Below are 26,080 nucleotides of genomic sequence, written 5' to 3'. Positions count from 1 at the left end.
ACATTTTCTATAGAACAATCTAAAAACGTTGATATAACAGCGTTTAAAGGGTGCTAAAATAACATTCACAACCTTTACAGAGGTGAAGTAAGGGTTTCAGTACACGTCAATAGACGTCAAAATATTGATTTAAAGTGATTTTTGATTTTTTGAAACTCATTATATCGCACTACAAATCAATAAAAACTCTACCTTTTACTCTACCTTTTTTAGATAAATATATCATCTGGATATTGAAGTTAAGCCCTGCTATCATTTCGATGGCAGGGCTTTTTAATATTTGGTACACTAACGCCTTATCTATATTTTGGTGAATTTTAAGTTGACATCTACAAAGTTTAATGTTAAAATACATTCAAAAATATATTTGAATGAGGTGTTTTATGATTCAAAATGTTGTTACTTCAATAATACTGTATTCTGGGACAGCCGTAGACTTACTTATTATCCTAATGTTATTTTTTGCCAAAAGAAAAAGCAGAAAAGACATCATTAACATCTATTTAGGACAATTTCTAGGCTCTGTTAGTCTAATATTGCTAAGTTTGCTTTTTGCATTTGTCTTAAATTATATTCCTAGTAAAGAGATTTTAGGTTTACTCGGTTTGATTCCAATTTTCCTAGGTCTCAAAGTTTTGCTTTTAGGAGATTCTGATGGAGAAGCTATTGCCAAAGAAGGTTTGCGCAAAGATAATAAAAACCTGATATTTCTAGTCGCTATGATTACTTTTGCAAGTTGTGGTGCTGACAATATTGGTGTCTTTGTTCCATATTTTACTACCTTAAATTTAGCAAATTTGATAGTAGCTTTACTTACCTTTCTAGTCATGATTTATCTCTTGGTTTTTTCTGCCCAAAAATTGGCACAAGTCTCTTCTGTTGGAGAAATTTTGGAAAAATATAGCAGATGGTTTATTGCCGTTGTTTATTTAGGATTGGGGATATATATCCTGATTGAAAATAACAGTTTTGACATACTATGGACTATATTAGGCTAGGAGAAAATATTATGAAAAAAGATAGTATCTGTCAAGTGGATGTTATAAATCAACAAAATGTTACAACCGCAACGAACTACCTTGAAAAGGAAAAAGTCCAAAAATCACTTCGCATTTTATCAAAATTTACCGATAATAAACAGATAAATATCATCTTTTATCTCCTTGCCGTCGAAGAACTCTGTGTCTGCGATATAGCCTGTTTATTAAATCTCAGTATGGCATCTGCCTCCCACCATCTTCGTAAACTAGCCAATCAAAACATCTTGGACACTAGAAGAGAGGGGAAAATTATATATTATTTTATAAAAGATGAGGAAATCAGAGATTTTTTTAATCAACTAGGATAACAACTATTTTTACTACTTTCTACTTTTCCATGATTATAGGGGGATTATATATGAAATTTTTTGAAGAAAATTATTCACAAGAAATACCTACTCGTATCAAAAATTTAAGAAAAAAATACAATATTACACAAAGCGAACTAGGCAATGCAGGTCAAGTTAGTCAAGTTGAAAGTGGTAAGCGACCAATTACGAGTTCGATGTTAGTTTATTTAAATGCTCTAACCGCTTCGAGCTATACGTATATCGTTTTTGGAGAGTTAGATGAGTTTATTGAGAATCTGTTTCATTATTTTTTCAGTTCTATTTTATATAGAGATTTAGAGGCTGTAGATGAAAAACTATATTCTTTCATGAGTGATGATTTAATTTCAATCCAATCAAGTTGTCTAAGTATTGCCAAGACATTTGCAAATTTCAATATTCAAAGAAAAAGATTTATGATTTCTACTGAAACTGAAATGGATACTTTTCACAAGAAAGATGACATTGACGTATGGGTTGGTGGAAAAAGTTATAACCCCGCTAGAAGTTTTAGAACCCGTACCATCAATGAATTGACTGTCATTGATTTTGAAGAAATGTTTGATATTCTTTGGTTGATGTTAGGGGATAATTTAATTAAATCATTTGAAGTTAATGTCTGTGGTATCCTATTTGAATTAGGCGGAAATGACATACCCTCAACATTTAGGCAAGAAAACATTGATCCTCTCATCAATAAATGGTGGTATGATAATGTTTCGACAGAAATTATCCCTAATCTAATAAAAAAACTCAAAGAAAATCCCTTGTTTAATATCGGATTTATGGTAAATGATATATTAGAAAGAATGTATAAAGAGAATATTCCAAAATCTTACCTTACATCCGTCCCGTTAGTTATTTCTCAAAAAGGAAGAACAACCTCTTCGTTTAGTATGACTGGTGGTCAACAAATAGATGGAGTAAAATTCAAACAGATATCTGAGGACTGTATGAAATTACTCAGTCAAGGTAAGGATATCACAGAGTTATATCAAAAATATTCTAAAGAAGAGTTGGCAAATCTAGGCATTAATATTTATCAATCCAATGATATAGAAAGGACTGAGGAAAGAACTTTTGATGAAATTATCAGTTGGGTTTCCAACCCTTATGCAACAAGACCAATTCAAGAAAGGCACACTATTCAATTAGAGCCAACAAGATTTTCACTAGAGGATAAGAAACGTATTGAAAAAATTGCCTCTCAGGGAATAAACGACATCGACCTTGTTGATTTAGTTGAACTCTATGATATCAATTTAGATAATACAAATGTCACTCGCTATATTGAGGGATTATTGACGAATAATACACAAGTAACATACTATTTCCAAGAACAATTAAACGAGGAATTACTCGCAATGGCTTCGGCTTTAGATAGAGTTCAACAAGCATTTATTAAACTATTAAGCGAAGAAGAGATACGAAAATTTGCTCTTTAAAAACTAGGTGAATCGCCTAGTTTTTTTTGCACTTCGTTTTACAAATTAGTTTATTGAAGTAAAAAAAGAAGTAAAAAATAAAAGAACATTATGCCTTATACTGAATATATCAAGAAAAACTCTTGATAAAAATTTTAATAGTCCAAATTGATGGCCATCAAAGGACAGATTGAAACAAATATGATGATATGACGATAAAGGTCATGTCTTGCATAGAATTGTTTCGCTGTTTCTTTGTTGTGCCTTTTAGCATACTCAGCGTTCAATATTTGCTCATTTTGTTTCCTTCTGTCCAAGGACGGAAAGGAGCTCATCATTATGAGCAATAAAGTACAAGAACGCCGTGAGCGTAAAATCAAAGAAGCTATTAAAGCTAAAAATTGGAATGAAGTAACTCGTTTGCTTCAACAAGAACAAAGTAATGCAGAACGGCGTGACCGATACCACCATAAACGAAGTATGGAAGAAAGCATATCTCGTAATGACGGTAAACGACGTGAACGCTATGAAGTAGTTGCAAGTTCTGATTTGAATCCCGAAGAAGCTTTAATCCTAGCGGAGTTAAGACAAGCTATTCGTGAAGCTAAAGCATCCCTATCAGAAATTGACAGTAAGATTGTTGAAATGATAGCGGAACAAGGTTCAAGCTATAAAGAAACGGCTCGCTATATCACTGAACATTACAAGAAAATGAGTGATGTAACTGTCAAATCTCATTATTGTAAAGCACTAAAAAATTAGCTCCTTTATTAAAAAGTTATCGCTAATACCTCAAATCCAGTGTCTCTGTCACTGGATTTTTTATAAAAAAATTAAAAATTTAACAAATAACTTTGCGTTTGGTTGTCTCATTCTCCTTAGTAATAAGGAGGTGATACATAACTAGAGCAACTACGTCCAGCTCACGACCAAAACCGAGCAAGTCTCATTCGTATTATTTCTCAATAATAAAGGAGGAACAACCCTATGGCGTTTAAAATGAAAACAACAAAAGGTGGTTATACAACTACATTGGCTGATAAAATTATCAGTCAAAAACAACCGATTTACTCACTTAGTACCGAACTTGAACCACAACAACGGTTTGAAGAAGGAAAACCAACAGGAGAAATCGTAGCCTATAAAGCATGGTTTGTACAGGAAGGGCAAGACCCTTTCCAAGTAAAATTCGAAGATACGATTGAGCTTCCAGCGTTTCAATCCATGATTCAATTTGACACCCTACAAGCCTGCGAAGTAAAATATAACGTTTACTTCAAAGCAAATGGTATCAAGGAGGTTCGGTAATGACCTCACAATCTCGTGATGTGCTGAACCAATCTTTCCTGCAATCTTACCTGCTCCAGAGCCTAAACATGGCTCTAGGGGCTTTAATGCAGGGGGAAACCAGCTATACTAATTCTTTTAACGTCATTATTCAAGAAGACGGCTTTGTCTTTGTCCCTCGCCTACCGTGCGCTTATATCCTCGATGACGACTTATACAAGAAAATCTTTCTGATTGCCAATGCTTCACTTTACCCACAATATACGCTTCTAAAACAAAATGCTACCTATTTTGTCCCTCTAGACACAGATGACTTACACATTCAACGTGGTTTATTCTTCCCTTGGAAAAGAGGGATTTCAGAACGTTTAGCGATTCCTGATTTGGATAAGTTTTCAGCCAGATTGCCACATGGGAAAATCCCTATCATGAAGCACTTTGAACTCAATTTAGACAAGGTCAATCACTGGGCTATTGCTGGAAATTCAGGTTCTGGGAAATCGTATGCTCTCACTTACTTCTTGAGTGTACTGAAGCATATGTCTGACTTGATTATCATTGACCCGAAATTTGATACCCCAAGTCGTTGGGCAAGAGAAAATCATATTTCCGTTATCCACCCTGTCGAAAACCGTTCAAAATCTGATTTTGTATCACAGGTCAACGAACAATTAAGTCAATGTGCAAATCTCATTCAAAAACGACAAGCTATCTTGTATGATAATCCCAACCATCAATTTACCCATCTAACTATTGTTATTGATGAAGTCCTAGCTCTATCAGAGGGAGTCAATAAGAATATCAAAGAAGCATTTTTCTCCTTACTCTCACAGATTGCCTTGTTAGGACGTGCTACCAAAATCCATCTATTTTTAGTAAGTCAGCGTTTTGACCACAATACTATCCCAATTTCAGTAAGGGAACAGCTAAACGTATTGTTACAAATTGGAAATATCAATCAGAAAACTACTCAATTTTTATTTCCTGACCTCGATCCAGAGGGGATTGTCATTCCAACAGGACATGGTACAGGTATCATCCAAGTTATCGACAATGAACACCCCTACCAAGTTCTGCCCCTACTCTGTCCAACCTACTACACTAAGCGAGGTATCCTATGACCACAAAAAACTACTTTATAAGAAGTTTCAATCTTATACTATATTTGGTTCTCTCTACTCCTATCTGCTCTGTCTTCGGCTGGCTATTCAATTTTCTTTCCGTCCAATTAGCCAACATCTCATTTGTCAACCTAGATTCAGTTAAAAACATTACTGATACCATTAGTTCTGTAAGTCACAAATCCGCTCTTATTTCACTACTACTTGCCTTACTATTGACTGGATTAGAGATAATACAACGGTTGAAAACAGATAGTCTTCGGAACTATATCCAATCTGTCTATCACACTTTCCTGTTGCGACACTTCCTGTTTCAGCGTGAACGAGTACAGAAGATAAGCAACCTTGAACACCAGACCGTTACCACCATCAATCCAATCCATAAAGGATTTAACCGAGCTGTTCGCAAGTGTATTGTAGATATACGAAAAGATACCATCACTATTTTTCTAAAAGTCCCTAGAGACCAACAAGGGCAAAAAATCCTAAAAGAGATGGAAGCACAATTAAAAGAAGAAATCGTCAGCCAACACGCAGACTATTATTTCTCCTCTCCTATTCGAGTTCGTAACCAATTGTGGTTCACTGGACAAAAACGTTAATCCCTTGGGGCTGTGGCTTGCGTTAAGCAAAAGCCAGACAGTCCCTTTTTATATTCTTTTCTATCATGACCTATTGGGGTTACTACGACCCCGTTAGTCCAATAATCAATAATCACAAAAATATCAAATAAAGCGTGTCCCACCTTCCGAAGACACCCCTCTAAATCTCCTTATAGATAGAAATACAATTTGAAAGCGAGACATATTGAATATGGCAAAAGAACAACGTTCTAATAAATGGGCTTTTCTTTTCTACAGAGAGAGCGCCCCAGAAAACTATTTGGAAATCCTTGAAGGTTTTCATATCCCCTTTATCTTATCACCTTGGCATGATAGAGATATCAATCGAAAAACAGGGGAACTTAAGAAAGCTCATAAGCATGGAGCCTTTTTCTTTGATTCGCTTAAAAGCTATAATCAAGTATCTGAACTCATCAAGGATAAATTAAAGGGGCCTGCTCATGTAGAGCCCATTATGTCTCCCAAGGGGATGTATGACTACTTTGTTCATGCGGAGAATCCTGAAAAGACTCAATACAAAATTGATGATATAGAAATAGGATGCGGATTTGAATTAGACAAATTCCTCATAAACAATAACAACGATGATTTTCTATCAGCCATCATTGATGTGATAGACAAGAAGAATTTCACAGAGTTTAATCATCTGGTTAGATATGCGAGAGAAGAAAATCCGATCTTATTAAGGCTTATCGTAGATAAAACTTACTTTTTTGCTAAGTATTTAGATTCACGAAGGTATAGCACAGACAAAAGCAAAATAACTTCATCAGAAAATTCTTTGACGAATACCCCGAATGAAACTAGTGACGTCATATCAAGCACTACTTCAATAGAAGTATAATGGAGGAAAAGCTATGCAAGTAATCTTACCAGATGAGCAAATTCATCAAATTCAACTTTTACTCTCTAATCTTATAAATAAAGAAATCAGAGAGCAATTAGACAAGAGCGGTATCGATAGCCCCTATTTGAACAAGCAACAAGCTTGTAACTATTTAGGTATATCAAACAATACACTGGATTCTTGGATTGTAAAAGGCCTACCCAAAATCAAAATCGGTAAAACGATTCGATTCCATAAAGACGCTATCGACCAATGGCTAAACTCACATAACTAGAAATATCAAGATTTTTGTTTTATAATAGTCATGATATTTTCTGGTTCGATACACAAGGATAATATCATGACTATCACTAAAACAAAAAATGGTACTTATCGTTTAAAAATCTACATTCCAATAGAAGCTCGAATGCCACTTGGAATCGTCAGCAACAACTACTACGATAAACGATTCAAAACAAGAAAGGAGGCACGACAAGCAGAGATAGACTTACTCACGAAGTTAAACCAAATTGAAGACAATGCGTTTTCAGGACTAGGAAAAGAAGATATTCTTTTCTCAGACTTCTATAATAATATTTGGTGGGAATCCTATAAAGCAGGACAAACTACATCAACTTCTAAGCCACCAAGCAGGTCAACAATTGCTAATACCAAAACATGTTTTGAAAAGCATATACTACCACTTCTTGGCAACTATACGATTCAATTTTTAAACCAAAATAAACAGGTTATTCTAAATTTGATGACGGCAAAAGCCAACGAATATGCCAACTTCAAAACTTTACGAAGTTACGTTATTTCTATTTTTGATTGGGCAGAAGAACTTGAATATATTGAAGCAAATAGAGTTGCAAAAACTTTAAGACGAATTAAGGCTGTTAAAAAAATTCAACTTGCAGAATCAAAACGTGATGAAGATTTATATTTAACTCATGAGCAACTCCAAGAATGGTTCTCAGCCTTTAAAGAGGATTTAGAGAATGATAGAATATCACTCAAAGATTACGTCCTTTTCTATCTCACTTTTTTCCTTGGAGATAGAAAATCAGAAACATATGCTCTCCAGTGGAAACATATCGACTTTTCAAAATCTCAGATTCAGTTAATTCAGGCTTTAGATAGATACGGACAAGTAAAATCTACCAAAGGAAATAAAAAAACTATCTTTTCTATTTCTAGCGACTTGCTTCAACTCCTAACCTTATGGAAAAAACAACAAAAATATGAACTAGCAAAGTTTGGTATCATCAGTAATCCAGAACAATTCATCTTCACTTATATAGATACCAGAGGGAATATCAATAAACCCCTACATTCTGACTATCTTAATAATAAGATGCAAACTATCAGAAAGCGACACCCAGAGCTTACACACGCTACACCACATAAACTACGTCATACGGGAGCAACGCTCGCTAAACAGGCTGGAATGAGCTTAGAAGCCATTTCCGAAGCTCTAACACATAGCGACACAGGTACAACACAGATTTATGTCAATACTTCTAACGTAGTCCCTATGGCAGTCGGTGAATTTGCCTTAAAGTCTCTAAAACAATAAGGTTAAAATAAGGTAAACTTTGAGGTGAACTTTTTCAAAAAACACAAAAAAAGCACCCATGAGGTAAACTCTTGAGTGCTTTGAAACGTTGATATAATCGTATTGATTAACGTTTTGAGAATTGTGATGCTTTACGAGCTTTCTTAAGACCTGGTTTCTTACGTTCAACTTTACGTGAGTCACGTGTAAGAAGTCCTGCGCGTTTCAATGAATCGCGGAAGTCTGGGTCTACTTGAAGAAGGGCACGAGCGATACCATGACGGATAGCTCCTGATTGACCAGCGTATCCACCACCTACAACGTTAACGAAAACGTCGTATGAACCTACAGTTGAAGTAACTGCGAATGGTTGGTTGATAACGAGACGAAGGTCAGCGTGTGGGATGTACTCTTCAACATCTTTTTTGTTAACAGTGATTTTACCAGTTCCTGGAACAAGGCGAACGCGTGCAACAGCGTTTTTACGACGTCCAGTACCTGCATATTGTGCTTGTGACATACTTTATTGTTCCTTTCCTTAGATAAGTCCTGAAATATCAAGAACTTCTGGTTGTTGTGCAGCGTGAGTGTGCTCAGCTCCAACGAATACTTTCAATTTCATACCTTGAGCACGGCCAAGAGTATTGTGTGGAAGCATACCTTTAACTGATTTTTCGATCAAACGTACTGCATTTTTAGAACGAAGTTCACCAGCAGAGATTTGTTTCAATCCACCTGGGTGGTTTGAGTGAGTGTAGTAGATCTTATCAGTTGCTTTTTTACCAGTCAATTTAACTTTTTCAGCATTGATAACGATTACGAAGTCACCTGTATCAGTGTGTGGTGTGAATGTTGGTTTGTTTTTTCCGCGAAGTACGCTAGCAACAACTGCTGAAAGGCGTCCAAGAGGTACATCAGTTGCGTCAACAACGTACCATTTGCGTTCTACTTGGCCTGGTTTAGCCATGAATGTAGTTTTGTTCATGATTTCTCCTATATGAATATCGTTTTTGTTTACTGGGCGGATGTTCCGGTCCGCGGGGTATTTGAAAGGTTCCGGGGCCTTACAAATGGGGTAAACAATACCGTCTACTATCATACCAAATTTTACTACTAAAAGTCAATAGATATGAAAAATAATTTTCCCTATTTGACCTTTAAAATATCACAAAAACCTCGTGAAAACGAGGTTTCTACTACTATTTGTAAGCCAAGGCACGTTTAAAGCTTTTCCATAGACCTAAGTCATCTGTCTGAAGGACTAGGCTGGCATACATGCGTCCGATAAAGGCTGTTGCAGTGACTGCAAAAGCGACTGTAATCGCTAGTGAAATCCAAGCTTCTAAATCACTTGCATAACCATTGATGGCTCTAAATGGCATAAAGAAGGTCGAAATAAAAGGAATGTAAGACCCAATTTTCAAAACCAAATTGTCTCCTGCAGCGCCCAAGGCTGTTACCCCCATAAAGCCTGCTATAATCAAGATCATCAATGGCGACAAGGCCTTACCGGCATCTTCAGGACGAGAAACCATGGAACCAAGGAAGGCTGCCAAAACTACGTACATAAAGAGGCTCACTAAGATAAATAATAAGGTATTGACTGTGAAGGCTTCTCCCAGATGTTTTAGAATACCTGAATTTGCCAAGAATGGTAAGTCTTTGAAGAGAAGTAGCGCAGCAAGTCCACCCACTACGTAAATGCCAATATGAGTCAAAATCACAAGAAGCAAGGCAATCATGCGAGCGTAAAAATAATGACTAGCTCGGATACTAGAAAAGACCACTTCCATGATTTTGGTTCCTTTCTCGCTAGCCACTTCCTGAGCAGTGACACTAGCATAAGTAATCAAGATCATATAAAGGAAGAAACCAAGCCCCGCAGCCGCAATGGTTTGGACCATCTTTTTATTTTCCTTGGATTCATCAATCTTCTCGGTAAAGTCAACAGTTTGAGCCAGGCGTTTTTCCTGTTCTTGGGACAAATTAGCCGCCGAGCGATTGAGTTGGTATTGAAGCTCATTGAGCTTATTGCTTACTGCTAGCTTGATGCCTGTTTCAAGAGAAGTTTCACCATGGTAAACGGCTTTGATGACACTATCCTCTTGATCAATGGTTAGATAACCCTTGATTTTTTCATCCTTGATGGCAGCTTGGGCACTGGCTTCATCCTGATAGTCAAAGTTAATACCATTGGTATCCTTGAGCCCTTCTGCTACAGATGGTACAGTTGTTACCACAGCTACCTTGCTATTTTTAGCCATAGAAGATCCTTGAAGATAGCTAATTCCTCCAGTTAGAGCGATAAAAAAGAATGGTGAAATGACCATAAAGAAGAAACTCCAGGACTTGACATGTCGCAGATAAGTTTCTTTAATAACTACCCACATATTTCTCATACTTCCACCCCTGATTCTAGTTTAAAGATTTCATCGATTGTTGGAGCTTGCTGGTCAAAGGTCGCGATGTATTGACCTTGAGTGAGGATTGGGAAGAGTTCTCTTCCAGCGCTCTCATCATCTAGAATCAATTTCCAACTACCTTGCTTGGTTAAGCTCACCTGTTTGACATGAGGAAGTTTTTCCAGTTCTTCCTTGCTTCGTTCACTTGAAACAAAAAGACGTGTTTTCCCGTATTGATTGCGAACATCCTGAACTGGTCCATGCAAGACCACACGCCCATCACGAATCATCAGGATATCATCGCAAAGTTCCTCAACATTGGTCATGACATGGTCAGAAAAGATAATGATTGCACCGCGCTCTTTCTCTTTCAAGATGACCTGTTTGAGCAACTCGGTATTGACTGGATCCAAACCACTAAAAGGCTCATCCAGGATAATCAAGTCTGGCTCATGGATCAGGGTGATAATCAGCTGAATTTTCTGCTGATTCCCTTTGGAGAGGCTCTTGATTTTGTCGGTCAATTTGCCCTTCACTTCGAGTTTTTCCATCCATTGCGGGAGTTTCTCCTTGACCTCCTTGGCATCCATGCCTTTTAGAGTCGCCAAGTAGCGAACTTGTTCAAGGACTGTCAGCTTGAGCATAAGACTGCGTTCCTCAGGCAGATAGCCAATCCGAGCATAGGTTTCCTGACGAATTTCCTGCCCATCCAGACTGATCTCTCCTTGATACTCTAAAAATTTCAACATACTGTGGAAAATCGTTGTTTTCCCAGCACCATTTTTCCCGACCAAGCCCAGAATCCTTCCTGGACTTGCCTGAAAATCGACACCAAACAGGACTTGCTTGGAACCGAAACTTTTCTCTAGATTTCTTACTTCTAACATTTTCCACCTCCGAGATATGTTGCACTTATTATACTCCTTTTTGATAGCCTTTACAACGATTTATGTCCATTTTATCGGATTATGAGTTGCAAAAGTGTCCTATCTTTAATAAATTTTAAGTGCTTCAGTGATATCTTTAGTATAACTCATTAAAGACTTTCTGAGATGGCTTCCTCCTCAACTATCGCTTTTCTCTTCTGAACTGTCCTTTTGAAACTAAAAATCCACCCCGAAGGATGGATTGATGAGTTAACGTACTTCTGCATGGACTTTTTCTTCGAGTGATGCTTGGATTTTTTCCATGTAGCGTGCGACTTCTTCGTCTGTTAGGCTGTCTTCTGGATTTTGGAAGGTCAAGCTATAGGCCATTGACTTCATTCCAACTCCCAGTTTTTCGCCTGAGAAGACGTCAAAGAGTTTGATATCTGTCAAACGTTTCACACCTGCAGCTTGGATAGCGTCTACAACTTCTTGGTGAGTGACTTCTGCCTTGAGGAGTAGAGCCACATCACGGCTGACTGCTGGGAATTTGGTGATTTCCACAAATGGAGCAACTGGCTGAAGCGCTGCTTCGATGGCTGAAAGGTTGAGCTCTGCTACATAAGTTTCTGGGATATCGTAAGCCTTGGCAGTAACTGGATGCACTTGGCCAAGGAAACCAAGAACTTGGTCACCGAGTGAAATCGCGGCTGTACGTCCTGGGTGAAGGCTAGCAATCTCAGCTGTTGCTGTATAAGTCACTTCTAGTCCCAAGCGAGTAAAGAGCGCTTCAAGGATTCCCTTAGCATAGAAGAAATCAACTGGAACTGCTGCCGTTTGGAAATCTTTTTCTGCAACCAAACCGGTTAAGGCAAAGGCAAAGCTATTGATCTCATTTGGTAGATCTTCTTTTGGATTGCCTGTTTGTTCAAAGACTTTTCCAATCTCGTAAAGAGCCAAATTTTTGTTCTTACGAGCCACGTTATAGGCTACCGTATCAAGGATACCAGAAATCATATTTTGACGAAGGACAGAACGGTCCACAGTCATTGGCCACATGAGTTCAGTAAGATTACTTAGTTGAGCTATAAACTCAACTGCTTTTTCAGGAGTTGTCAGAGCGTAGGTAATAATCTCTGTCAAACCTGCTCCTTCAGCGATGGTACGGACTTGACGGCGAAGTTTTTGTGTCGCAGTCAATTCACCAGCTGTACCATCATCTTTTGGAAGACTAGTTGGCAAGCGGTCATAACCATAGATACGAGCGATTTCTTCAAAGAGGTCCGCTTCGATGGTAATATCCCAACGACGACGGGGTACGCTGACTGTAAATGATTCTTCATTGCCAGAAAGACCAAAACCAAGACGACGGAAGACATCTTCTACATCAGCGTATGAAAGTTCCGTACCAAGGACACGATTAACGTCTGCAAGAGTCGAAGAAACTTCCACATCTGAAGTATCAAGCTCACCTGCTGAAACGATGCCCTTACGCACCGTCGCACCTGCAAGTTCTGCAATCATACTAGCTGCAGCATCAAGGGCTTCATTAACAGTTGCCACATTGATCCCTTTTTCAAAGCGAGAAGATGATTCAGAGCGTAGGTTAAGGCGTCCACTGGTCTTACGGATGGATTTTCCATTGAAAACAGCAGCTTCAAGGACAACGCGACTAGAATTTTCAGAGATTTCTGTAGCTTGTCCGCCCATGACACCTGCAAGGGCTACTGGCTTGTCAGCCACAGTAATGACTAGGTCATTTGTTTCCAAGTCACGTTCTTCACCGTCCAAGGTCACCAACTCTTCACCAGCACGCGCTTCACGTACACGGATGTCAGTCCCTTCAAAGGTATCCAAGTCAAAGGCGTGCATAGGTTGACCAAAGTAGAGTAGGATATAGTTGGTCACGTCCACTACGTTGTTGATAGGACGGATACCTTCATTCATAAGAAGGTTTTGCAACCATTGTGGACTTGGTGCGATGGTCACATTGTCCAAGATACGGGCCGCATAGTATGGCGCCTTGTCTGTGTCAATATTGACAGAAAGAGCATCTGCTGCGGCTTGGTCCGTTTCTACAAGAGAAAACTCTTTAAAGCTAACTGCCTTGTCATAGATAGCTGCCACTTCGTGCGCTACTCCACGCATAGATAGAGCATCTGCACGGTTTGGTGTGATAGAAAGTTCGATAATCTCATCATCCAAGTCTAGGTATGAGAAGACTTCCTCACCTGGTACTGCATCTTGAGGCAAGATTTGAATACCATCTGCGAATTCCTTCGGTACGACCGAGTCAGAAATACCTAATTCACCAAGCGAACAGATCATTCCAAGTGACTCTAAACCACGGATTTTCCCTTTTTTAATCTTGTAATTGTCAGCAATACGAGCTCCTGGAAGAGCCACCATGACCTTAATCCCAGCACGTACATTTGGGGCACCACAAACAATCTGACGGGCTTCTTCCTCGCCAACGTTAACCTGACAGACATGCAAGTGTGTTTCTGGCACATCTTCGCAAGACAAAACCTCACCGACGACAATTTTTGAGAGACCAGCAGCCGGTGATTCGACACCTTCGACCTCGATCCCTGTAGTTGACATTTTCTCAGCCAACTCTTGTGATGGCACATCAATGTCCACCAATTCTTTTAACCATTTATAAGATACAAGCATAATTTAGTTCTCCAGAATGACAGTTGCCACTCTAGCTCTTTTCCTTTCCTATCATTTCAATAGAAGAATCCTCTTCTTACCTTAATTTCTTTTTCAGTAACCAATCTGTATCTACTTTTTGACCAACCATAAAACTATGTTGGCTAAATTTCTCAAAACCATATCGGTTATAAAACGCTTGAGCTTTTGTATTATGCTCCCAAACACCCAACCAAGCCCAGGAAAAACTATTTTTGGTAGCAAGTTCAAGAGCGAATTCAAACAGTTGCTTACCTAGTCCAAATCCTTGGAATTTTTGTAGCACATAGAGGCGTTGAATTTCAAAAGCATCCTCTAATTCTCTCTCAGTCTGAGCACTTCCCCAGTTGACTTTGAGAAAACCAGCTATCTCCTCTTCATGCATAATGAAATAGGTTTCGGAATCTGGATTTTCCAACTCAGTTGACAAAACTCTCGGACTATAAGTCTCTTCAAAGTATTCCTGTAACTGCTCTTCCGTATTATCATGAGCAAATGTTTCACGAAAGGTTTGTTTGGCAATTTTGGACAACGCCCCAATATCTGCCTTTTCTACTTTTCTAATCATTATTTAAACTGTTCTGAGAAGCGGACATCTCCTTGATAGAAACCACGAATATCGTTGATTCCGTAACGGAGCATAGCGACACGCTCTTGTCCAAGACCAAAGGCAAAGCCAGAGTAAACAGTCGCATCAATTCCACTCATTTCAAGGACACGTGGGTGAACCATACCGGCACCCATAATCTCGATCCAACCTGTTTTCTTACATACGTTACAGCCTTCTCCACCACACTTGAAGCAAGAAACATCCACTTCAACAGATGGTTCTGTGAATGGGAAATAAGATGGACGCAGACGGATCTGACGCTCTTCACCAAACATTTTTTGGACAATCAACTGAAGCGTTCCTTGAAGGTCTGCCATAGAGATGTTTTTCCCAACAACTAAGCCTTCGATTTGATGGAACTGGTGACTGTGGGTCGCATCGTCCGTATCACGACGGAACACACGCCCTGGTGAGATCATTTTCAAAGGACCTTTTGAAAAATCATGGGCATCCATGGCACGCGCCTGAACTGGAGACGTGTGAGTACGAAGCAAGATTTCTTCTGTGATGTAGAAAGTATCCTGCATATCGCGAGCTGGATGGTCTTTTGGAAGATTCATACGCTCGAAGTTATAGTAGTCTTGCTCCACTTCAAAACCATCCACGACTTGGTAACCCATCCCAATGAAAATATCTTCGATTTCTTCACTGGTTTGTGTCAAAACGTGACGGTGACCAGTCGCAACTGGGCGACCTGGAAGTGTCACATCGATGCTCTCACTTGCTAGTTGAGCTGCAACTTTCTTTTCTTCCAAGAGCTTAGCTGTTTCTTCAAAGGCTGCGGTCAATACATCACGAGCTTCATTGACGTGTTTCCCGATAATTGGACGCATTTCAGCAGAAACATCTTTCATTCCTTTGAGGATTTCAGTAAGGGAACCCTTTTTACCAAGGACAGAGACACGCAAATCTTGCATCTCTTTTTCATTTTCAGCAGTAATCTGCTTCAAGCTAGCCAGCGTTTCTTCACGAAGCGCTTTTAATTGTTCTTCAATAGTTGACATAATTCCTCCATCAGTCTCTCGTAGATAAAAAGAAAACCACATGCCAAAAACTCCACTCGGAGCGTTGACACGCGGTACCATCCGTTTTCATCTGACAAGTCAGACCTTCATTTCTAAATCCATGCGCAAGTGAATTCACCCAGCTTTCATATAGAGAGCTTGCAGTCACGGCTCTCCTCCCTGATATACTTCCCTTGAGTTACTAGTCTTGCGGATTTCTATTCAATTACTACTTAGTTTATCAGATTTTTACCATTCTTGCAAGACCTATCTCACTTCTGCTTGCCTTTAAATCGCCATTGGAAGCGAAGCTTGTCATAGAAAGGAAATTCGATAAACAAGACTCCCAAGCCCACACAGAAACTGGCAAGAACATCTGATGGGTAGTGAACTCCCAGATAGACCCGAGATAGAAGCACACTGACTAGGTAGACCCCAAGGACGATTTGCACAATTTTTCTCCAAACCAGATCTTTAATCCGTTGACTGAGAATGACAATCAAAGTCCCTACCATCAGAGTCACTGCCAGAGAATGGCCACTTGGAAAAGAAAATCCCTTCTCCTCTACCAAGTGTAAAATAGCTGGCCGTGGGCGCTGGTAGATATTTTTAAAGGTCACGATTAAAAGACCGGCTAAGGCTAGATTGCCCGCCATGAAGTAGCTTTCTATCTTCCACTGCTTACGATAAAAGATAAAGGCTGCGATGGCAACCCAGGTGATGATTACTGGAATATCAATCAAATGCGTAAGCGCACGGAACAGAACTGTCAAATAATCTGGCAAGTCTCCACGAAGAGCAGTCTGAAGAGGTTGATCAAAACCGACCAGCGTTTCAGGATAGAACTTAACCATATAGCCAAGAAGGACGAAAAGTAAAAGGGCAAAACTGCCCTTCATTAAAAATGTTTGTTTATCTCTCATAATGTTTTAAGGTTGGTTTCAAGAGGACATATAACAACCAGAATGAAACGGCAAAGATTAAACCTTCAATCAGGTTAAAAGGTAAAACCATGGTCATCAAGTAGTTAGAAAGTCCTATAATTTCTCTAATATCAAAGTTGGCAAACTGCGCGTATAAAGGAACCGCATAGACATAGTTGAGAACCAACATGGCAGAAGTCAACCCAATAGTTCCCGCTAGAGATGCTAGTAGGAAACGAAGGGTGTTGCGTTCCTTTTTCCAAATCAAACCAAAGACGATAACAAAAACTCCCAGAGCTACGATATTCATTGGCAAGCCAATGTAAGTGTTCACTCCTTGGCTATTCAGAAGCAACTTCAAGAGTGAGCGCATCAAGAGAATTCCTAGAGCAGCTGGCAAATCCATCACCACCAAGCCTACAAGGACTGGCAAGATACTAAACTCGATCTTGAGGAAGGTTGCCGCTGGCAAGAGCGGAAAGTCAAAGTACATCAGCACAAATGAAATGGCTGATAAAATCGCAATGGTCGAAATTCGACGTGTGTTTGTCATAACAGGTTCCTCCAATTTTCTATAAAATCAGAAGAAGTTGGAAAGGGTCCCTCTATCTATTCTCACTTTTTATATCCCAAAAGTTCCCCCTCACTCTTTTGAGCAAGCGGTTGCAATTTATCTATAAACTCATCCGAACAGACAAAGCTATTCTTTCGTCTTCTCCCATCCAGACTATACTGTCGGTTGTGGAATCGCACCACATCAGCTTGCGCTCGCGGACTTCTTTAAGAGAATGGAAATTGAGATTTTTCTTTTAGACTAGGCGACAAGCTGTAGGCATAACTTCTGGTTAGGCAAAGCTTGTCAACAAAGTTTTAAAGGAAAAATTTTTCCTAATGATACTCAATGAAAATCAAAGAACAAACTAGGAAGCTAGCCGCAGGCTGTACTTGAGTACGGCAAGGCGAAGCTGACGTGGTTTGAATTGGATTTTCGAAGAGTATTAAAGTCACCGCCGGTCGGGAATCTCACCCAGCCCTGAAGACCTTTTAATCATAACAAAAAACGCTTGCAAGTGCAAGCATTTTGATTATTTCAATTTATCTGCTTCATAGGTGTGAACAAGCTCAAGACCTGCAAAATTCTGCTGACGGAGCGCTTCATAGACAATCATGCATACGGTATTGGAAACATTGAGGCTGCGAACATGCTCATCGTTCATAGGAATACGGAGAGCTTTCTCAGGATGTTCTCGCATAAAGTCCTCAGGCAAGCCCTTGTCTTCACGTCCAAAGAGAAAATAATGATCCCAACCACTTGCCAAATCTGCTTCAGAATAGACCTTTTCCGCAAATTTTGAAATCAGATAGAGTTTACCCTTCATCTGAGACATGAAATCTTCCAAACTGTCATAAAAATAAATCTCAAGCTTATCCCAGTAGTCCAAACCAGCCCGCTTCATCTTCCGATCATCAATCGGAAATCCCATCGGTTTGATGATGTGGAGGGGAGAATTGGTCGCAGCGCAAGTACGCGCAATGTTACCTGTATTTTGTGGAATCTGAGGTTCAAATAATACAATGTGATTTGTCATGACTGGCTTCCTTTTATCATTGCAAAAAAATAGCCACACTGCCCGGAGTCAAGCTCAGCAAACAGCGTGGTTAAGGCATCGTTAACTTACCTCACAACAGGTTTGAAGTAAATCAGCGAAACTACTTCCTTAGTATAACACTTTCAGAATCATTGTCAATAGAAACGACTTGATTTTTTTACTTTTTTTAATGATATTTTCATGTTTGGTCATCCCCTTTCTGAAAAGGTATAGTAAAAGAGCCAAATCACTTCAAATCGGAAACATCGTCATAGAAGTTAAACAAATGTATCTTCAAAACGTGAAAAGGTCTTTCTTCCCTTAAAAATCGCCTTAGTAAGTGCATTTTTTGCTAAAAAAGGGTATGATAGTTACATCATGAAAAAGTAGGTTTTTTATATGAAAATTGTCCTTGTTGGTGGAGGGAAAGTTGGTTTCGCCCTCTGTCGTTCACTGGTTGCAGAAAACCATGACGTTGTCCTCATCGAACAAGATGAGGCTGTCCTCAATCACATTGTCAGTCGCTATGATATCATAGGTCTCCTTGGAAATGGTGCTGACTTTGCCATCTTGGAGCAAGCCAGTGTTCAAGAGTGCGATATCTTTATTGCTCTAACCGAACACGATGAAGTGAATATGATTTCAGCGGTACTTGCTAAAAAAATGGGGGCTAAAGAAACCATCGTTCGGGTACGAAATCCTGAATACTCTAATGCCTATTTTAAAGAGAAAAATATTCTTGGATTTTCACTTATTGTTAATCCAGAGCTCCTGGCAGCGCGTGCGATCTCAAATATCATTGATTTCCCTAACGCCCTCTCTGTCGAACGATTTGCTGGAGGTCGGGTCAGTCTCATGGAATTTGTTGTCAAGGATTCTAGCGGTCTTTGTCAAATGCCAATCTCAGACTTCCGTAAAAAGTTTGGGAATGTCATTGTCTGTGCCATGGAGAGAGATCATCAACTGATGATTCCAAGCGGTGATGTTATTATTCAAGACAAGGATAGGATTTTTGTTACGGGAAATCGTGTAGATATGATGCTTTTCCATAACTATTTTAAATCTCGTGCAGTGAAAAGCTTGCTTATCGTCGGAGCTGGAAAGATTGCTTATTATCTACTCGGCATTTTAAAAGACAGTCGCATTGATACCAAGGTCATCGAGATCAATCCTGAAAGAGCTCGTTTCTTCAGCGAAAAGTTCCCCAATCTCTATATTGTCCAAGGAGATGGAACTGCAAAAGACATTTTACTGGAAGAAAGTGCTCCCCACTATGATGCAGTCGCAACCTTGACTGGGGTTGATGAGGAAAATATCATCACCTCTATGTTTCTTGACCGAGTTGGTGTCCATAAGAATATCACCAAGGTCAACCGAACAAGCCTTTTAGAGATTATCCACGCGCCTGATTTTTCAAGTATTATCACACCAAAAAGCATCGCAGTGGATACCATTATGCACTTTATCCGTGGTCGAGTAAACGCTCAGTATTCAGATCTTCAAGCCATGCACCATCTCGCAAATGGTCAAATTGAAACTCTCCAATTCCAAATCAAGGAAGCTAATAAAATGACTGCCAAACCTCTATCACAGTTGAAATTAAAAAAAGGGGTTCTCATCGCAGCCATTATCCGAAAAGGAAAAACAATTTTCCCTACTGGAGAGGATATGCTTGAGGTGGGAGACAAGTTACTCGTGACGACCTTATTGCCAAATATCACCAAAATTTATGATTTGATTGAGAGGTAAAAAATGAATAAAAGTATGATTCGTTACCTCCTCTCAAAACTTCTCTTGATTGAGGCTGTTCTTCTCCTAGTCCCTGTTAGTGTAGCGATCTATTACCAAGAATCCAGTCAAGTATTTATCGCTCTCTTTTCTACGATTGGAATTTTAGTCCTTCTTGGTGGTCTAGGTGTTTTACGGAAACCGAAAAATCAACGGATTTATGCCAAGGAAGGAGTCTTAATTGTTGCCCTCTGTTGGATTCTATGGTCTTTCTTTGGTGGCCTCCCCTTTGTCTTTTCAGGACAAATCCCCAGCATCATCGATGCCTTCTTTGAAATCAGTTCTGGATTTACAACGACTGGTGCTACTATCCTAACAGATGTTTCCGTTCTCACTCGTTCCCTCCTCTTCTGGAGAAGTTTCACCCACTTAATCGGAGGGATGGGGGTACTCGTCTTTGCACTTGCCATTATGGACAATGCCAAGAATAGTCACTTGGAGGTGATGAAGGCTGAGGTTCCTGGACCTGTCTTTGGTAAGGTCGTATCCAAACTAAAAAACACTGCCCAGATCCTCTATCTGCTTTATCTGGCTCTCTTCTCCCTTTTTGTGCTTATCTACTATCTAGCAGGCATGCCTCTCTATGATAGTTTTGTCATCGCTATGGGAACGGCAGGAACTGGGGGCTTTACCGTCTATAACGACGGAATTGCCCACTATGGTAGCTCACTCATCACCTATCTAGTTAGTATCGGAGTTCTGGTTTTTGGAGTTAACTTCAATCTCTACTACTACCTCATGCTCCGTCGGGTTAAGGCTTTCTTTGGAGATGAAGAACTACGAGCATATATCATCATTGTCCTAGTTTCTACCGGCTTGATTACGCTTAATACGCTCCACCTCTACCAAGGTGTCTCTAAAAGTGTTGAAATGGCCTTCTTCCAAGTTTCCAACATCATCACAACAACAGGTTTTGGTTACGGAGATATTACCAACTGGCCCCTCTTCTCCCAATTTATCCTCCTCTTCCTCATGGGAATCGGTGGATCAGCAGGCTCAACTGCAGGTGGTCTTAAGGTGATCAGAGGACTTATCCTCTCTAAAATCGCAAAAAATCAGATTTTGTCCACTTTATCCCCTCACCGTGTTTTGACTCTACACGTCAATAAAACTGTGATTGATAAGGATACCCAGCACAAAATTCTTAAATATTTTGCTATCTATATGATGATTATTCTCTCTCTCATCTTTATCGTCAGTCTTGATAGCAATGATTTTCTAGTCGTGACCAGTGCGGTCTTCAGCTGTTTTAACAATATCGGACCTATTCTAGGTACAACCTCGAGTTTTGCCATCTTTAGTCCCATCTCTAAAATCCTCCTCTCCTTTGCAATGATTGCAGGTCGCTTAGAGATATACCCTATTTTGCTACTCTTTATGAAACGTACCTGGTCTAAACGTTAATTACAATACAATTCCCCTTTTACAAGCAAGTAAAAGGGGAATTTTTCTATTAAAAATGAGAAGACCTTTCGGTCCTCTCTTAGTCTGTTTATTTTTTAAGAGCTTCTTTGTATCGAGCAACTTCTGCTTGGTTAGCCCAAACATAGTGACCTGGACGAATTTCTACCATAGATGGCTTGTCTGTCTCATAGTCATGTTGGTCAGGATCGTAAACTTTCAAGACCTTCTTGCGTTCCAAGATTGGATCTGGAATTGGTACAGCAGATAGAAGCGCTTGAGTGTATGGGTGGACAGGATTGTTAAACAACTCCTCTGTCTCCGCCACCTCGACGATAACTCCCTTATAGATAACCGCGATACGATCTGAGATAAAGCGAACAACTGACAAGTCATGCGCGATAAAGAGATAGGTCAATCCCAACTCTTTTTGGAACTTCTTGAGTAAGTTCAAGACTTGCGCACGTACTGATACGTCCAAGGCTGAAATTGGCTCATCCGCAATAACGAAATCAGGTTCCATCACAAGGGCACGGGCAATCCCGATACGCTGGCGTTGACCACCAGAAAACTCGTGTGGATAACGGGTTAAGTGTTCTTTCAAAAGTCCAACTTCATGAATCATCTTTTGAACTTTTTCTTTTCGATCTTCTTCGTCTTTGAACAAATGGTAGTTGTAAAGACCTTCAGAGATAATATAGTCAACTGTTGCACGCTCATTCAAGCTAGCTGCAGGGTCCTGGAAAATCATCTGGATACGACGGATCAAGTCTGATGATTCCTTATGAGATTTTTTCCCATTAATTTTATGACCATCAAAGATGATCTCACCTTTACTAGTATTATTTAGACCAATAATGGCACGACCAATCGTTGTTTTCCCACTACCAGACTCACCAACAAGAGAGAAGGTTTCTCCCTTGTTGATAAAGAAGTTGGCGTTTTTAACCGCGACAAACTTCTTACTTCCTTCACCGAAGGAAATTTCTAAATCTTTAATTTCTACTAATTTTTCAGACATTTCCTTCCTCCTAGTCTTCTAGATGAGCAAAGCCCATTTTATCACGAATCTTGTCATGCAAATCTGCAATGACTCCAGGTTTTTCAACTTTAGGAGCATTCTCATGAAGCAACCAAGTCTTAGCCCAGTGGGTATCAGTGACTGAAAACTTAGGTGCTTTCTGTTCAAAGTCAATTTGCATCGCATAATCTGAACGAAGGGCAAAGGCATCACCTTTCAACTCAGTATAAAGAGACGGTGGTGTTCCTGGGATAGAGTACAATTCCCCTTTATCATCAGCAAGCTGTGGCAAGCTAGACAAGAGACTCCAAGTATATGGATGACGTGGATCGTAGAAGACTTCCTCAACAGTACCGTATTCTACAATTTCACCAGCATACATAACCGCTACCTTATCGGCAATACTTGCTACCACACCAAGGTCATGGGTGATGAAGATAATGGTAAAGTGGTACTCATTTTGCAAGGTTTTAAGCAAATCAATGATTTGCGCTTGAATTGTTACATCAAGGGCCGTTGTTGGCTCGTCACAGATCAAGATATCTGGACGACAGGCAAGGGCAATCGCAATAACGATACGTTGGCGCATCCCTCCAGAATATTGGAAAGGATACTCTTCAAAACGTTTTTCAGCATCTGGGATTCCGACCTTGTTCATATAGTCGATTGCCATCTCTTTGGCTTCCTTAGCTGTTTTCCCTTGGTGTTTAACGATCACTTCAGTGATTTGGCTACCGATTGTATTGATTGGGTCCAAACTTGTCATAGGATCTTGGAAGATGGTCGCAATTTTAGCTCCACGAATCTTCTCCCATTCCTTGTTAGAAGTAAGAGCGGTCAAGTCTTGTCCACGATAGTCGATGCTTCCTTGGGCAATACGTCCATTGTCTTCTAACATCCCTGTAAAGGTTTTTGTTAAAACAGATTTACCAGAACCGGACTCACCTACCAAGGCAAGAACTTCTCCTTCAATCAGGTCCAGAGAAACTCCTCGGATAGCCGTCAGAACTTTGTCACGAACGTCAAATTCCACGACAATATCGCGAGCAGTCAAAATTACATTACTTTCTTTTGTCATGTCTACTCCTATCTATGTGTACGTGGATCACTAGCATCCGCTAGGTTTTGACCAACAACAAAAAGAGATAGAGATACCAAAATCAAGGTAGTCAATGGAATCCAGAACAAGTAAGCGTTGGTCGTAACGTTTTGTGAGTAATCTGAGATCAAACGTCCCAAACTTGGCACTGTTACAGGCAGTCCCAATCCAAAGAAGGAAAGGAAGGCTTCATAAGAGATAAAGCTTGGCAACATCAAGGTCATTGTAGAAACAATAACAGATACCAATTGCGGCATGATGTTTTTAACAATGATTTTAAAGGTTGGTGTTCCAAGTGTTTGAGAAGCAAGGTTGTATTCCAAGTCACGGTAACGCATGATTTGGATACGAATCATATAAGCAATCCCAATCCAAGTTGTCACACTCATGGCAAAAATCAAATTCCAGAAACCAGCACCAATTGAGTAAGTCAAGACAATGACAATCAAGAGAGATGGAATGTTTGAAATAATGTTATAAACTTCCATCATGACGCGGTCAACGGATTTTGAAATCCCCCAAATTCCACCAACAATAACCCCGATCACAAGGTTGATAAAAGTGGCAATTACAGAGATAAGAATTGAATTACGCGCACCAAACCAAACCCCATCAAACAAGGATTTACCATTGCTATCTGTACCAAACCAATGTTCAGCATTGGGCTTGATAAAACGAGCAGAGAAGTCATTGACCTTACTTACATCGTTGAAGTCAAAATCTGAGAACATTGGGTAAATAAAGCTCATCAAAATAATGGCAACCAAAATTCCTAGCATAAAGACGGTTGATTTTTTCTTTAGAAATTGTCTAAATACAGAACCCCAGTATGAATAGGCAGGAGCATCAATTGTTTCAGAGGCAAAATCGTCACGTTTTACGAACTGAAATTTTTCTTTATCGATTGTTGACATTATTTGCCTCCTTTCTCTGTCAATTTAATACGTGGGTCAAGCATGGTCATCCAGATGTCTCCTACAAAGAGTGAGAAGATAGAAATACATGTGAAGATGAAGACAAGACCAACTACCATTGAGTTATTTGATGCCTTAACAGAGTCAATCAACATTTTACCCATACCTGGGAAAGCGAAGACTGTTTCTGTCAATGTTGCACCACCGATAACCCCGATTACGGCACCAGGAATACCTGAAACCAAAGGAACCATGGCATTTTTAAAGATGTGTTTATTTGAAATTTCTTTTTCAGACAAACCTTTTGCACGAGCAAAACGAACGAAGTCCTGAGATTGCAAGTCGATCATGTAACGACGAATCCAGATAGCTGTACTTGGCGCACCCAACAAACCTAGAATGACTGCTGGCAAGACATATGAACGCCAATCTCCAGCCCCCAAGATAGGGAATGAATCAGGCAGACCAATAGATGAGCCAATCAAACGCACGATATAAACCAAGGCAATCGTTGGAAGGGCAAGCAAGAAGGTAAGAGCACCTGTCGAGAAGCTATCAATCCAAGTATTCTTGTGGCGAGCCATGGCAGATCCAAGTGGAATCGCAATCGCATACGAAATAATCAAACCGATCAAACCAGCAACCGCTGAGCTTGCAATCATTGATGGATATTGATAATTGCTTTCTGTAGCTGTATATGGATCATCTTTACCATAGTTGGCTACCTCACGCGCATCTGCTTGACTTGGAGATTTGTAGGTACGAGAGTAAATATCTACAGATGAAGTCTTTTTACCTGTAGGGAATTGAACTTCTGATGTCTTAGTTTGTCCCTGACCTTGTGTGATAACTTGAAGCACTGGTGTGTTTGCATAAGTTGGGTAAGAATCTCCCAAGTTAATGTTCACAAAGTTTTGGTGTACAAATGGGAATTGATTGTTGAAATACAAAAGGTATTTATGTTTTGTACCTGAACCAACCAATGACCAACCGATAGCAGGGTCATTTTCAAAACGAAGATAACGTTGCAAGTTTGGATTTTCAGGGTCTTGAATCTTATTTGGATGATCAATATCAATCAAGTTCGCATAGAATTTGAAAACACGTTCAAAAATCGGAATTTCACGCGTAGCATAGAATTGACCACTTTCTGAGAACACACCAAGTGTCCAACCATTTCCTAGTTGGTTGATGTATTTTTCGTAGATTGCCTTATTAGTATCATTGGCATCCACTGTTACGGATGAGTCCATTGTGCTCGCTCTTTCTTGCAACTCTTTGGTATCGTAGTACTCGATATAGCCCATCCGTTCATAAACGGTATTTTCATAATTATCCCGCTTGTCCGGCGTCGTTGCAATCTTGTTATAGTTGGTATCCTGCTTGAAAATCAATTTTCGAGGAACCATCGTATAAATTATTGTGTAGGTCAAGGTTGTCACCAAGAAAATAGACAACAATGAACGCAATACACGCATAAAAATATATTTCTTCATATCGTTTCCTTTTAAAATCCCAAAAGAACCTTCTCCTCATGGAGAGAAAGTTCTCTTGAGAGTTA

At 39.6% G+C, this 26,080-nt stretch carries 26 protein-coding genes, 1 pseudogene and 1 riboswitch; of the genes and pseudogenes, 12 read left to right on the top strand and 15 right to left on the bottom strand.

Translation table 11 applies throughout. The features are described from left to right. Nucleotides 1-169 precede the first annotated feature (169 nt). Nucleotides 170-355 carry a FanG protein gene (locus tag FD735_RS09870; RefSeq protein ID WP_082242376.1) on the bottom strand — a complete coding sequence of 62 codons (186 nt, stop codon included), beginning with the start codon at nt 353-355 and terminating at the stop codon, nt 170-172. Between the two features lie 28 nt (nt 356-383). Here FD735_RS09870 and FD735_RS01505 point away from each other — a divergent pair, with 28 nt between their 5' ends. From FD735_RS01505 to xerC, 10 genes and pseudogenes are all read left to right on the top strand, one after another. Beyond that, complete coding sequence (locus FD735_RS01505; RefSeq protein WP_000615750.1) at nt 384-998, top strand: CadD family cadmium resistance transporter; 615 nt, start codon at nt 384-386, stop codon at nt 996-998. Nucleotides 999-1,009: 11 nt separating this feature from the next. Next, nucleotides 1,010-1,348 carry a Cd(II)/Zn(II)-sensing metalloregulatory transcriptional regulator CadX gene (cadX, locus tag FD735_RS01500; RefSeq protein ID WP_000711078.1) on the top strand — a complete coding sequence of 113 codons (339 nt, stop codon included), beginning with the start codon at nt 1,010-1,012 and terminating at the stop codon, nt 1,346-1,348. 50 nt (nt 1,349-1,398) lie between these two features. Beyond that, on the top strand, nt 1,399-2,814 hold the full coding sequence (locus FD735_RS01495) for a helix-turn-helix domain-containing protein (RefSeq protein ID WP_061428479.1): 1,416 nt from the start codon (nt 1,399-1,401) through the stop codon (nt 2,812-2,814). A 318-nt stretch (nt 2,815-3,132) separates the two neighbouring features. Then, nucleotides 3,133-3,581 (top strand): annotated as a pseudogene (locus tag FD735_RS01490) (RNA polymerase sigma factor). Between the two features lie 199 nt (nt 3,582-3,780). After that, entirely contained in the window at nt 3,781-4,101 is a 321-nt protein-coding gene (locus FD735_RS01485) for a hypothetical protein (protein WP_000874693.1), read from the top strand. After that, entirely contained in the window at nt 4,101-5,201 is a 1,101-nt protein-coding gene (locus FD735_RS01480) for a type IV secretion system DNA-binding domain-containing protein (protein ID WP_045610914.1), read from the top strand. The genes FD735_RS01485 and FD735_RS01480 overlap by 1 nt, the downstream gene beginning before the upstream one ends. Further along, a complete protein-coding gene (locus FD735_RS01475) occupies nt 5,198-5,803 on the top strand; it encodes a hypothetical protein (protein ID WP_000208709.1) in 606 nt (201 codons plus the stop codon). The genes FD735_RS01480 and FD735_RS01475 overlap by 4 nt, the downstream gene beginning before the upstream one ends. A gap of 211 nt (nt 5,804-6,014) precedes the next feature. Beyond that, entirely contained in the window at nt 6,015-6,668 is a 654-nt protein-coding gene (locus FD735_RS01470) for a replication protein (protein WP_061418095.1), read from the top strand. Between the two features lie 13 nt (nt 6,669-6,681). Beyond that, a complete protein-coding gene (locus tag FD735_RS01465) occupies nt 6,682-6,945 on the top strand; it encodes a helix-turn-helix domain-containing protein (protein ID WP_061418099.1) in 264 nt (87 codons plus the stop codon). A gap of 66 nt (nt 6,946-7,011) precedes the next feature. Then, nucleotides 7,012-8,229 (top strand): tyrosine recombinase XerC, encoded by a 1,218-nt coding sequence (gene xerC / locus FD735_RS01460; RefSeq protein ID WP_061418102.1) that lies wholly within the window; start codon nt 7,012-7,014, stop codon nt 8,227-8,229. A 106-nt stretch (nt 8,230-8,335) separates the two neighbouring features. On the opposite strand, the gene rpsI is transcribed toward xerC, so the two are convergent. From rpsI to FD735_RS01405, 10 genes are all read right to left on the bottom strand, one after another. Further along, the gene (rpsI, locus tag FD735_RS01450) at nt 8,336-8,728 is read right to left on the bottom strand and encodes a 30S ribosomal protein S9 (RefSeq protein WP_000075973.1); all 393 of its coding nucleotides are present in this window, start codon (nt 8,726-8,728) and stop codon (nt 8,336-8,338) included. 18 nt (nt 8,729-8,746) lie between these two features. Further along, the gene (rplM, locus tag FD735_RS01445) at nt 8,747-9,193 is read right to left on the bottom strand and encodes a 50S ribosomal protein L13 (RefSeq protein ID WP_001044624.1); all 447 of its coding nucleotides are present in this window, start codon (nt 9,191-9,193) and stop codon (nt 8,747-8,749) included. 214 nt (nt 9,194-9,407) lie between these two features. After that, a complete protein-coding gene (locus FD735_RS01440; RefSeq protein WP_139658314.1) occupies nt 9,408-10,607 on the bottom strand; it encodes an ABC transporter permease in 1,200 nt (399 codons plus the stop codon). Next, on the bottom strand, nt 10,604-11,497 hold the full coding sequence (locus tag FD735_RS01435; RefSeq protein ID WP_139658313.1) for an ABC transporter ATP-binding protein: 894 nt from the start codon (nt 11,495-11,497) through the stop codon (nt 10,604-10,606). Before FD735_RS01435 ends, FD735_RS01440 begins: the two co-directional genes overlap by 4 nt. Nucleotides 11,498-11,746: 249 nt before the next feature. After that, entirely contained in the window at nt 11,747-14,152 is a 2,406-nt protein-coding gene (pheT, locus tag FD735_RS01430) for a phenylalanine--tRNA ligase subunit beta (RefSeq protein WP_139658312.1), read from the bottom strand. Between the two features lie 76 nt (nt 14,153-14,228). Next, nucleotides 14,229-14,738 carry a GNAT family N-acetyltransferase gene (locus FD735_RS01425; protein WP_139658311.1) on the bottom strand — a complete coding sequence of 170 codons (510 nt, stop codon included), beginning with the start codon at nt 14,736-14,738 and terminating at the stop codon, nt 14,229-14,231. Then, entirely contained in the window at nt 14,738-15,784 is a 1,047-nt protein-coding gene (gene pheS / locus FD735_RS01420) for a phenylalanine--tRNA ligase subunit alpha (RefSeq protein ID WP_000103743.1), read from the bottom strand. The genes FD735_RS01425 and pheS overlap by 1 nt, the downstream gene beginning before the upstream one ends. A 272-nt stretch (nt 15,785-16,056) precedes the next feature. Then, nucleotides 16,057-16,707 (bottom strand): phosphatase PAP2 family protein, encoded by a 651-nt coding sequence (locus FD735_RS01415; protein ID WP_139658310.1) that lies wholly within the window; start codon nt 16,705-16,707, stop codon nt 16,057-16,059. Continuing rightward, a complete protein-coding gene (locus FD735_RS01410) occupies nt 16,697-17,260 on the bottom strand; it encodes an ECF transporter S component (RefSeq protein WP_139658309.1) in 564 nt (187 codons plus the stop codon). Before FD735_RS01410 ends, FD735_RS01415 begins: the two co-directional genes overlap by 11 nt. Nucleotides 17,261-17,413: 153 nt before the next feature. Next, a riboswitch (FMN riboswitch) is annotated at nt 17,414-17,752 on the bottom strand. Nucleotides 17,753-17,792: 40 nt separating this feature from the next. Further along, nucleotides 17,793-18,296, bottom strand: coding sequence for a tRNA (cytidine(34)-2'-O)-methyltransferase (locus tag FD735_RS01405; RefSeq protein ID WP_000181365.1), 504 nt, complete (start codon nt 18,294-18,296; stop codon nt 17,793-17,795). Between the two features lie 399 nt (nt 18,297-18,695). Here FD735_RS01405 and trkA point away from each other — a divergent pair, with 399 nt between their 5' ends. Both trkA and FD735_RS01390 read left to right on the top strand, forming a co-directional pair. Continuing rightward, entirely contained in the window at nt 18,696-20,045 is a 1,350-nt protein-coding gene (trkA, locus tag FD735_RS01395; RefSeq protein ID WP_139658308.1) for a Trk system potassium transporter TrkA, read from the top strand. Between the two features lie 3 nt (nt 20,046-20,048). Then, nucleotides 20,049-21,488 carry a TrkH family potassium uptake protein gene (locus FD735_RS01390; protein WP_139658307.1) on the top strand — a complete coding sequence of 480 codons (1,440 nt, stop codon included), beginning with the start codon at nt 20,049-20,051 and terminating at the stop codon, nt 21,486-21,488. An 88-nt stretch (nt 21,489-21,576) separates the two neighbouring features. Here FD735_RS01390 and FD735_RS01385 read toward each other — a convergent pair whose 3' ends face one another. Genes FD735_RS01385 through FD735_RS01370 form a run of 4 tightly spaced genes read right to left on the bottom strand, consistent with a single transcriptional unit; the run spans nt 21,577 to nt 26,015 of the window. After that, nucleotides 21,577-22,506, bottom strand: a complete 930-nt coding sequence (locus FD735_RS01385; protein WP_001291311.1) for an ATP-binding cassette domain-containing protein — start codon at nt 22,504-22,506, stop codon at nt 21,577-21,579. Between the two features lie 10 nt (nt 22,507-22,516). Then, complete coding sequence (locus FD735_RS01380) at nt 22,517-23,584, bottom strand: ABC transporter ATP-binding protein (RefSeq protein WP_139658306.1); 1,068 nt, start codon at nt 23,582-23,584, stop codon at nt 22,517-22,519. 8 nt (nt 23,585-23,592) lie between these two features. After that, nucleotides 23,593-24,519 (bottom strand): oligopeptide ABC transporter permease OppC, encoded by a 927-nt coding sequence (gene oppC / locus FD735_RS01375; RefSeq protein ID WP_000103692.1) that lies wholly within the window; start codon nt 24,517-24,519, stop codon nt 23,593-23,595. Further along, nucleotides 24,519-26,015, bottom strand: a complete 1,497-nt coding sequence (locus tag FD735_RS01370; RefSeq protein WP_000759891.1) for an ABC transporter permease — start codon at nt 26,013-26,015, stop codon at nt 24,519-24,521. The genes oppC and FD735_RS01370 overlap by 1 nt, the downstream gene beginning before the upstream one ends. Nucleotides 26,016-26,080 lie beyond the last annotated feature (65 nt).

Source organism: Streptococcus sp. 1643 (genome assembly GCF_006228325.1).
In the GTDB taxonomy this organism is placed as follows: Bacteria; Bacillota; Bacilli; order Lactobacillales; family Streptococcaceae; genus Streptococcus.
Note: the sequence above shows the minus strand (reverse complement) of the source record. Positions and strands in the feature narration are given on the sequence as shown.